General features: G+C 52.3%; 10 protein-coding genes. 3 read left to right on the top strand and 7 right to left on the bottom strand.

The annotated features are described in order from the left end of the window. From D5S03_RS07740 to D5S03_RS07720, 5 genes are all read right to left on the bottom strand, one after another. Positions 1–188: hypothetical protein (locus D5S03_RS07740; RefSeq protein ID WP_287043342.1), on the bottom strand; the 188-nt coding region annotated here is incomplete at its 3' end. A 3-nt stretch (positions 189–191) separates the two neighbouring features. Next, on the bottom strand, positions 192–809 hold the full coding sequence (locus tag D5S03_RS07735) for a type IV pilus inner membrane component PilO (protein ID WP_287043340.1): 618 nt from the start codon (positions 807–809) through the stop codon (positions 192–194). Between the two features lie 3 nt (positions 810–812). Continuing rightward, positions 813–1,400, bottom strand: coding sequence for a PilN domain-containing protein (locus D5S03_RS07730; RefSeq protein ID WP_287043338.1), 588 nt, complete (start codon positions 1,398–1,400; stop codon positions 813–815). 3 nt (positions 1,401–1,403) lie between these two features. After that, positions 1,404–2,453, bottom strand: a complete 1,050-nt coding sequence (gene pilM, locus D5S03_RS07725; protein ID WP_040418260.1) for a type IV pilus assembly protein PilM — start codon at positions 2,451–2,453, stop codon at positions 1,404–1,406. 91 nt (positions 2,454–2,544) lie between these two features. Then, complete coding sequence (locus D5S03_RS07720; RefSeq protein ID WP_008870240.1) at positions 2,545–2,982, bottom strand: universal stress protein; 438 nt, start codon at positions 2,980–2,982, stop codon at positions 2,545–2,547. A 103-nt stretch (positions 2,983–3,085) separates the two neighbouring features. Between D5S03_RS07720 and D5S03_RS07715 the strand changes: the two genes are divergently transcribed. Further along, on the top strand, positions 3,086–3,301 hold the full coding sequence (locus D5S03_RS07715; protein ID WP_008870241.1) for an FmdB family zinc ribbon protein: 216 nt from the start codon (positions 3,086–3,088) through the stop codon (positions 3,299–3,301). A gap of 107 nt (positions 3,302–3,408) precedes the next feature. Here the strand turns inward: D5S03_RS07715 and fusA are convergent, their stop codons facing one another. Both fusA and D5S03_RS07705 read right to left on the bottom strand, forming a co-directional pair. Then, positions 3,409–5,457 carry an elongation factor G gene (fusA, locus tag D5S03_RS07710; RefSeq protein ID WP_287043336.1) on the bottom strand — a complete coding sequence of 683 codons (2,049 nt, stop codon included), beginning with the start codon at positions 5,455–5,457 and terminating at the stop codon, positions 3,409–3,411. Positions 5,458–5,742: 285 nt separating this feature from the next. Next, the gene (locus tag D5S03_RS07705; protein ID WP_008870243.1) at positions 5,743–6,687 is read right to left on the bottom strand and encodes a hypothetical protein; all 945 of its coding nucleotides are present in this window, start codon (positions 6,685–6,687) and stop codon (positions 5,743–5,745) included. 595 nt (positions 6,688–7,282) lie between these two features. Here D5S03_RS07705 and D5S03_RS07700 point away from each other — a divergent pair. Further along, positions 7,283–8,344, top strand: a complete 1,062-nt coding sequence (locus tag D5S03_RS07700; RefSeq protein WP_287043333.1) for a DHH family phosphoesterase — start codon at positions 7,283–7,285, stop codon at positions 8,342–8,344. Beyond that, on the top strand, positions 8,325–9,740 hold a 1,416-nt coding region (locus D5S03_RS07695; RefSeq protein WP_287043332.1), incomplete at its 3' end, for a 5'-3' exonuclease H3TH domain-containing protein. The genes D5S03_RS07700 and D5S03_RS07695, both read left to right, overlap by 20 nt.

The following is a 9,740-nucleotide window of genomic DNA, read 5'->3' as shown; positions in this document are numbered from 1 at the left end:
TCCGGCATGACAAAAGGGACAAAGGGATCCTGCAGCCCTTCCGGGTTGTATTGCGGGGCTTCCACCTGCATCCAGTCCGGGTCAGGCGAGCTTCGGTCGTTGTCCTGCGCCGGGACGGGAAAGACAAAAACAAAAATAAAAGCAATGGAAAATACTGTTTTTGAAACGCCCCTGTTTTTTATTGGCATTTCTTAATCATCCTCCAGGGCTGCCTCTTCTTCGGCGGTAAGCGCCCTGTAGACCCGCAGCCTTGATTCTGCCGTAAGCATCCTGTCCCTGGAGAACTGCTGCTCATCCACAGGACGCAGGCGCAGGCTTTCCAGGCTGACCAGCCTGTCCAGGCCGGCCAGGGCGTCAAAATAACCTACAAGGTCGTGAAAGCGGCCCTGCAGGCGCAGTTGCACACTCCGGCTGGCAAAGTAGTCATGCATCTCCTCGCTGCCGGGCTGGAAAAGGAGAAAGCGCACACCCTTTTCATTGCCCAGACGCTCAAAAGAAGCAAGAAGCCTCTCTAAAGCATGAGTGTCAGCAGGAAGCAGGGTCTGGGCCATCTCCAGTTCCTTTTGCATAGCTTCGGCTTCTTCTTCTTTTTGCGCCAACTCTGCCACCTGACCGGAGTACAGGGCAATGTCCGTTTCCAGATCTTCCAGTTCGGATTCAAGGTCCCTTGCCTGCTGCAGGTTGGGGCCTATAAAGAACTGCCATGAGCCTCCGCCCACAATAACCACCAACAGGACCAGGATAAGTATCCTGCGCCCTGTACTCAGGGATTCCACCCCGGCGATTATCTGCTCTCTGCTCAGTTTCATGGCCTACTCTTCATTGCTGCCCTGCAGGGTCAACTCCCCGGGCAAAGGTTCTCCTGCCTGGACCAGGAAGTCAAACTCCACCAGGTCCAGATCCTGCACCTGCCTGCGCGAGGTTCTTCTTGTGTTGACCTTGTGTACATAAGGCGACTGACGTAAATCGTCCACGTACCGGGCAAAAACCTGGTTGTCCAGGACCACTCCCCGGATCTCCAGGGTGCCGTCGGGGTCCAGGTCCATGGATTCAAACCAGATCCTCTGGTCGGGCAGGTTGATGACCAGGGTTTCTATGTAGCGTACCGGAAGTGGCTGTATGGTGCGTATATCCTTGATGGCCCGGATATTGGACTGCATCTGTTCCATCTTGTCCTTGATCTCGTTAATGTGTCTTACCTGCTGCAGCAGTTCGTGTCTTTGTTCATCCAGGTCGGCAACCCTGTTTTCAAGGCTGGAGACCCGGCTGCCGGACCACAGGATAAATACCGCGCACACAAGGCTTATGCACACAATCAGGCCCAGGCCCAGGATGAGCTGTTTTTCCGCGGGTTTTACCCTGGCCCTTTTGGAGTGCGGTAACAGGTTGATTTTGATCATGGGTTAGATAAATCCTCTCAGGGCAAGGCCTGTAGGTACGCAAAACTGTGGCTTGATCGACTCCAGGTACTTGAGATCGAAATCATTGGACTTTATTTCCACTTTTTTCCAGGGGTCCATGTGCCTGGTCTCCAGCTGCAACTCCTCTTCCAGGATGCTGCCAACACTCTGAAAAAGACTTCCTCCACCGGACAACTGGAGAATGGCGGCTTGTTTAACCGCCGGCACGGATGTCTGATAAAAGCTCACAAGTCTTTTGATTTCCGAGGCCCAGGTCCGCAGAACTTTTCCGCATTCGCTGTTGATGCGGTTTTTATCCTGGTTGCTTAAGGCATCCGGTCCCTGAAGCTTGAGGGCTTCAGCCCGGGAAGTATCCACTTCCAGGGCTGAAGCAATGACATCGGTCAACTGTTTGCCGCCGAAGGACATCTCCCGGAAGAACAGGGGCTGGTTTTTCCAGAATACAGCAAACATACTGTGCTGCCCCCCTATGTCCAGCAGGTATGCCGGCTTTTCGGTCAGTTCCGGATAATTAAATTCAAAACAGTTGCTCAGGGCAAAGGCGTCCACATCCACTATGCTAAGACCCAGGCCGGAATGGTCCATAACCTGGGTAAGGTCCTGAACCACTTTTTTCTTGGTGGCCACGAGAATGACTTCCTGGTTTTCGCTTTCAGGGTCCGGCTCCAGGATATGGTAGTCCAGGTGCACATCGCTTATATCAAAGGGAATGTACTGCCCGGCTTCTTCGTTTATTTTGCTTTCCAGGTCACCGGAGTCTGATTTTTCCAAGAATACCCTTTTTACAATTACTGAATGACCGGCCAGGGATGAGATTACGGATTTGTCCTTGAGGCCCAGTTGCCCCCATGCCTCTTTTATCCGCCGGCCTTTGCTCTGGAAATCTTTATGCTCGGCAGCCGACCAGACGATCCTGGCAACCCTGTCAAGTTGCGGCTCCCTGCCTTTGCGGGCAAGCCTTACAGTCTTGGCCCAGGTGCTGCCCAGGTCCAGGCTGCAGGAAGGGTTTTTGGTCTGCAGGAAGTTGAACATAGTTTTTTTCTGCATATTTCAGGCAGTACCAGGGCTGGTCTTACCTCTAAATAATTAAAGAGTCTTTTAACAGCAGTTGAGGAACAAGGCATTAAGGCCTGATGGTCAGTACAGGTATGGGGGCGGATTTGACTATCTTTTCCGCCACCGAGCCGAACAGTACCCGGTCTATGCCCTTGCGTCCGTGGGTACCCATGATTATCATGTCCATGTCCTCCTGGTCAGCATACTTGAGTATCTCTTCTGCTGCGTATCCAGTGAGTACCTGGCCGGTGGCGTCAACTTCGCTGAAGTTTTCCTGAATGAAGATATCCATGGTTTTCTCGGCTCCGCTGACAATTTCTCCCACAAAATTTTCAATGGATGTGGGAGGGACGTGAAAGCCCACGTATTGCGACAGGCTGGGAGCGATGTAGACCACCTTTACAGAGGAGTTCATGGATTTGGCAATGGTCTGGGCGTAATCCGCCACCTTGGAACTCATATCAGAGAAGTCAACCGCGCACAGAATCTTTTTTACCTCGGCCATAATGCCTCCTTGGCTGGCTGGATGTTTATAAATTTTTGACTATGATGCCAAAATAAAAGAAAAACCACAAGCTTTTCAAGGCAGGTTAAAAGGAGTATGGAAAATGCCCATTTATGAGTATCATTGCCCGGACTGCAATAAGGTTTTTGAGGAGCTGGTCAAAGGCCAGCCGGACAGGGTGACCTGTCCCGGGTGCAAACAAGATGTCACCTCCAACAGGTGCATGTCCGCAGCCGCTTCTTTTTCCCGGCGTGACAGTTCCGCACTGCCAGGCTCTGCAGCAGCACCCTCATGCGGGCCGGCCAGCGGACCCACCTGAGGCTTCTAAAGTCTGCTTTGGTGCAAAGCAGGAAACGTATTTTCTGGGCAGATACCGGGAAGGACGGAATACTATAGGCAGCTGGCTTGCAGCTGTGGCCGGGAGATTTACGAGCCCATGGTGTCGAAGCTGTGAAATTTCATGGTAAATCCGGCCCGGCCCTGGGTGGCGGAGCGCAGGTCCGTGGAGAAGCCGAACATATTGCGAAGCGGAGCCAGGGAATGAATGATTTTCTGCTCCCCGCGGTCAAACATGTTCTCCACCCGGGCCGACTTGGCCCCCAGAAGGTTGATGCATTCGCCCACAAAATCCGCCGGGGTCTGGATTTCCAGGTTCATTATGGGCTCCAGCATGACAGGTCCGGCCTGGTTCATGGCGCTTTTGACCGCCTGCACCGCAGCCAGTCTGAAGCCTATGCTGTCTGCTCCCTTTTCTGACTTTAGCCTTTTTACCCGGACGTGGACATCGGTTATGGGAAAGCCCTGCATTTCCCCTGCCTGCAGAGCGTCCTCCACCCCTTCATAGACTGCATCCAACCAGGCCTGGGACCAGCTCTCATAGTCAACCTCCAGGCTTATACGGTTGCCCTGGCCCCGTCCGCGCGGCTCCAGCTGGACTTCCACCCATCCATAGTGAAATTCCTCTCCCAGGTCTCTGGCGAATTCGCCGTGACTCCGGGCCTTTTCTTGTATGGTTTCCTGGTGCACAACCTGGGGATTGCCGGCCCTGAAATCCACGCCGTACTCGCGTCTCATTCTGTGCAGAACAACATCCAAGTGCAGTTCGCCCATCCCGGAAATTATTATCTGATCAGTTTCCTGATCCCGCTCAAAGAAGAGAGTAGGGTCTTCCTGCAGCAGCCGGTCCAGGGCAAAGGTGAGCTTCTCCTCCTCCTGGCTGTTCCTGGGCTCCAGGGCCAGGGAGATGACCGGGACGTAATCGCTTATTTTTTCCAGCAGTATGGGGTCCTTTTCACTGCAGATGGTATCTCCGGTCCGGGCATCCTTCATGCCCGCTGCAGCGACTATTTCCCCGGCCCCGGCCTGTTCTAACTTTTCCCGGTGTCTTGCGTGCACAGTGAAAAGCCTGGCCGCTCTTTCCTGAATATTCTGGGTTGAATTGAAGACCATGTCCCCGGCCTTTATGGTCCCGGAATAGATACGCAAAAAAACCAGCTTCCTGCCTGTCTCCATGCTTACCTTGAACACCAGGGCCGACAGGGGGGCACTGCTTTTCACCGGAAAGGACCTGCTTTTGTGGGTGGCAGGATCCAGTCCCTGCACCTGGGGCACATCCCAGGGCGAGGGCAGAAATTCGCAGATGGCGTCCATAAGAGGCTGCACCCCTATATTTTTCAGAGCGGTGCCGGAGAGAACAGGCACACCTTTTAGTTGCAGGCAGAGGGTGCGGATGGTTGAAAGAAGTTTTTCTGCGGGGATGTCCCGGCCTTCCAGAAAATCCTCCATGATCTGGTCATCGTGATCAGCCAGGGCCTCCACCAGGATACTGCGCCATTTTGTAACCAGCTGTTGCTCCTGGCTGTCCGGGTGCAGCCTTTCTATAGTCCTGCCCAGAGACTGGTTTTCGAATACCAGCTTCTGCCCGGATATCACGTCCAGTACAGCTTTGAAGTCTTCTCCCTCTCCCAGGGGGACCTGAACCGGGAGGGGAACAGCGCCCAGTTTTTCCTGCATGGCCGTCAATACCGCCTCAAAGTCGGCTCCAGGGCGATCCATCTTGTTAATGAAAGCCAGCTTGGGGATATGGTATTTGGTAGATTGCCGCCATACGGTCTCGCTCTGGGGCTCAACACCACCCACAGCGCAGAATACGGCCACTGCACCGTCCAGGACACGCAGGGCCCGGTCCACTTCTACGGTGAAGTCCACATGCCCCGGAGTGTCTATTATATTTATGATTTTTTCACGCCACAGACAGGAGGTAAAGGCCGAGGCTATGGTGATGCCGCGTTCCTGCTCCTCAGGCAGAAAATCCATGGTGGCGGTGCCTTCGTGCACCTCTCCCATGCGGTGGATTTTCTCGGTGTAGTACAGGATACGTTCGGTCAGGGTGGTCTTGCCTGCGTCTATATGGGCAATGATGCCGATGTTTCGAATCTTTTCCAGTCGGCTGGATGATGGTTTTTTGGCTGCCATGGTTTCTATCCCTGTACAGGGTGAATGATCTTCAGTGACTTACTCCTGAAACCTTGTACAAAAAACAAGAAAGTTTGAACCACGAAGGCACAAAGGACACAAAGGAAGAAAGCACAAAGGGTTTTGGTTTTTCATTTGCCGGGAAAACGGCAAATGAAAAGGCATCCTTTTTGAAAACCGTTGCCCGGTTTTCAAAAAATACCCTCCTTACTGTCTTAAACTTTGTGATCTTCGTGTCTCTGTGGTTCAATAATCTTCTTATTTGGGTTGCGGGCATGGCCCGCGTTAGGAGTTATTGTTTCTGTGGGCAGGCATGCCGGCCCAGAATTCACGTCTGGATGAAAAAAAATGCCTGTCAAGACCAGGCCAGACCCAGCAGGCCTCTAAGCCCGGACTTAATCCCAGGGGTGCCCTGGTGTCTTTGAAGTATTCTTCAGGACCAAAAAATACATCCACATCCATGTCTTTTAGTTCCCCGGGTTCCACATCCAGGATCTCGAAACCTTGAGGGGCCTGCCCGGCCTTTTCCCCGGCCGCCAGAAAATAAACGTCAGGATTGGCCCAGGCCAGTACGTCCCAGTCCCAGTCATGGTTTTTATCCGCCCAGACAGCTGACCTGTATGTCTCTTGTCCTGTAAGATGCAGCCAGCGCCGTCTGTTGAAGGGATGGTTTCCCTTGTCAGGAACATTGAAGTCCTGAGAACAGGCAAAGAACAGACATTCAAGGTCCTGGCCCTGCCTGCTGAGCCAGTCCTTTAAGGTGTCTAAGTCCAGACAGTATATATCTTCTATCCCGGCCAGTTCCAGAGCGGTGAGCAGTTCGGGATTTATTGCCTCCGGGTTATCACTGAGCACGAACACCCCCGTTTCCGTTGAGCCCTGCATGGCAGCCGGCACCAGCAAGGCCAGAAGCTTGTTCCAGGCCGGAGGGAAGCTGTCAATGACCAGGCCTGCATAGTCCACAGGCCTGGTCATGCTTGTCCTGGAAAAATCTGATGCTCTATGCTGCAGACTTCTGGTATAATGGTGGCCATCCAGGCCATAATGAGTACACAAATGGGCTGTCTGCTTTTTCATCCAGGCCCGTTGTTTGAGGGTGGTGCCGGAATAAGCCGCAGCCATGATGTCATCGCTTATCAAATAAGAGTCAAGTTCTGAAGTAATGTTCATAAGATAAATAATGGGGATTATGGGGTGCTGGTTGTGCAGGGAGTTTAAAAGAGGCTGCATTCATGTCAAGAAAAAGGTTGGTATGCCAGGACCAATTTCTGGGCTAAATGAATACCTTGACTTTCCCCATGTCGGTCAGGCGTTTTGCATTCATAAAAAAGCTATGACCAAAAAACCAATAAATTTTGTGAAAACTCTTTTTATGGCGTAACCAGCCACCATCCAAATAAGGTTGATCCTACCAGAATATACAAATCCATCGTGGACACTGGAGTATTGAAAACAGCAGACATTATATCCTTGATTGGACTTATGACGAAGACAGAAACAGAATAAGAACCGGAAACGGCCCTGCAAATACAAATCGCTTGAGAGGTTTTGCCATAGGCTTGCTCAAGTCCAAAGGAGTGAAAGACATCGCCCAGAAAGTGAGAGAACTGCACCAAAAAATCAGGCCCGTTCTGGACTATTTTAAGATGACAAAAAATTCTCGAAAACACAGAATAAAATAAAAGAGAAAAAAAGCCGTGATACGGCATCAAATTGGCATTGCATATGTTGTACACTCAGGTTAAAGGGGGGCTTCCAAGGCGCAAGGCCTTGAGAGTTTTGCAGGCCTGATGGGGTATGTTTTCCCCACGGCCCAAGAGGGGTTATGGCATATTTTCGTACCCTGGAGAACCGGCTGGTCAAGCTGCAGGGGCTGTTCAAGAAAAAAGAGCGCCTGCTCATCATGATCAACGCTGATCCCGATGCCCTGGCTTCGGCCCTGGCTTTGAAGCGTCTGTTGTATCGCAAGGTGCACTCGGTGGGCATAGCACATGTAAACGAGGTTTCCAGGCCGGACAACCTGGAGATGATCAAACTGCTGCGTATTCCCACCAAGAGGTTTTCCCCCGCCCTGCTGCCCCATTATGACAGGTTCGCCCTGGTTGATTCCCAGCCGCACCACCACAAAGATCTTGCCCGGGTCGACTATTCTGTAGTCCTGGATCACCATCCATTGGACAAGGAAAACCCGGTTCAGGCCGACTACCAGGAGATAATCCCTGAGTACGGGGCCACCAGTTCTCTTCTCACAGAATACCTGTACAATATGAAGATTCGTCCAGGGAAGCTTCTGGCCACGGCCCTGGTATACGGCATAAAGACCGATACCCAGAGCTTCGAGCGCAAGTTTTCCGATGTGGACATCCGGGCATTCAGGCATCTGACCAAGTTCTACGAACCACTGCTTCTGCAGAACATTATCAGGTCCGAGTTTCACCGGGAATGGCTCAAGTATTTTTCCCTGGCCTTCCGCAAAATCAGGTTCATGGGCAACGGGGCCAGCGTGTTCATGGGCAAGGTGGATTCCCCGGACATTCTGGTTATCCTGGCGGACTTCTTTTTGCGGGTACACAATATTTCCTGGGATATCATCAGCGGGATACACGAGGACAGGCTGGTTATCATATTCAGGGGGGACGGCCTGCGCAAGGACATGGGCAAGCTATGCACCCAGATGTTCAAGGACCTGGGGCCTGCCGGAGGACACAAGCAAATGGCCAGGGCGGAGATACCCATAGAAAAGATAGATCAGAAGCATGCCCAGCAGTTTATACTGCAGCGCCTGGCCGATGTCCGCAACAAAAAGAAAAAGACTTCCAGGACCGCCAACTCCAACAGGAAAGAAAACTCTGCAGGGAAGACAAATAATGATCCGGGAAAAGATTGAGTATAAAAACGAACCAGTTTTCCTCATTGACGGCAGTTCCTTTCTGTACCGGGCGTTTTATGCCTATCCGGATCTGAAGCGCTCCGACGGCCTGCCAACCAACGCCATCTATATAGTCATCCGCATGCTTTTAAAGATCGTTAAAGAGGAAAAGCCGGAGTATATGGGTTTTTTCCTGGATGGCAAGGGACCGACCTTTCGCCATGAACTGTATATCCCCTACAAGGCCCAGCGTCCCGGAATGCCCGAAGGACTGTCCGCACAGATCGAGCCTCTAAGGGAGGCGGTGCGGATTCTTGGAATCCCGGAATATACAGCCCAGGGGCTGGAGGCGGACGATCTTATTGCCGGTTATACTGAAATCTTCAAGAGCAAACATCCGGTGATCATAGTAGCTTCGGACAAGGACCTGAAACAGCTCCTGGATGATCATGTCTATCTCTGGGATCCGGGAGCAAAGAATGCCGAGATTCTTGACTGTGATGGATTCAGGCGCGAGACGGGCATAGGCCCTGAGCAATGGCCGGATTACCAGGCCCTGGTGGGGGACAGTTCGGACAACATCCCGGGAATACCCGGAGTGGGACCCAAGACCGCCCTGAACTGGCTGAAGAAATTCCCCTCCCTGGAAGAGCTGCAGGCGGGCCTGGATGAGCTGAAGCCAAAGGAACAGGAAAAGCTGCGGGAGCATATGGATGATGTTTTTCTGTACCGCAGGCTGACTAAGCTAAAGCCGGACTGTTTGAGCGGGGCCGGACTGGAAACCCTCAAGACAAGGCCGGCTGATCCGGTTGAGCTTCAAAAATTTCTGGATGAATACGAGTTTAAAAGTCTCAAGAACGAGATCCCGGGAAGCCAGGAATTTAAGCATGGGCAGAGCCGGGAAAAGGGCGGGGTGCAAAAGGCCTGGGCTGAAAAAGAAGAGCTGCCTGATTGCCGGGGACGGATTACCGGGCTTTATCTTGGCCAGGACAGTTACCTGGTGGCCTTGGAAGACCAGGAATGGGAAGTGCCGAAAAAAACGCCGCCCATTGAAAAGCTTGAATTTTGCAAAAAATATGTATTTTCCCTGAAAGATCTGTACAGGGAAAATCAGGACTGGATGCAGGAACCTGTGTCCGGTTTTTTTGATATTTCCCTGGGGGTGTACCTGCTTAATCCGGAAGAAAGGGATTACAGTTTTGATCGGATATTCAGAACATATGCTCCTGAAATTGCGGTGCACCGGGAGAACAGGGCTGTGGCTGCCCTGAAGATCGGCCAGATGGTGGAAAAACGACTTGATGCCGCTGGTCTTCTTGGGCTTATGCAGGAGCTGGAGATGCCCCTGGTGCCGGTGCTTTGCCGCATGGAATCCGCGGGAATAGGCATCGACCTGGCGGCTTTTGACAATTTT

This window comes from Desulfonatronospira sp. MSAO_Bac3 (assembly GCF_003838035.1).
In the GTDB taxonomy this organism is placed as follows: domain Bacteria; phylum Desulfobacterota; class Desulfovibrionia; order Desulfovibrionales; family Desulfonatronovibrionaceae; genus Desulfonatronospira; species Desulfonatronospira thiodismutans.
This window is presented reverse-complemented; position numbering and strand designations above follow the sequence as displayed.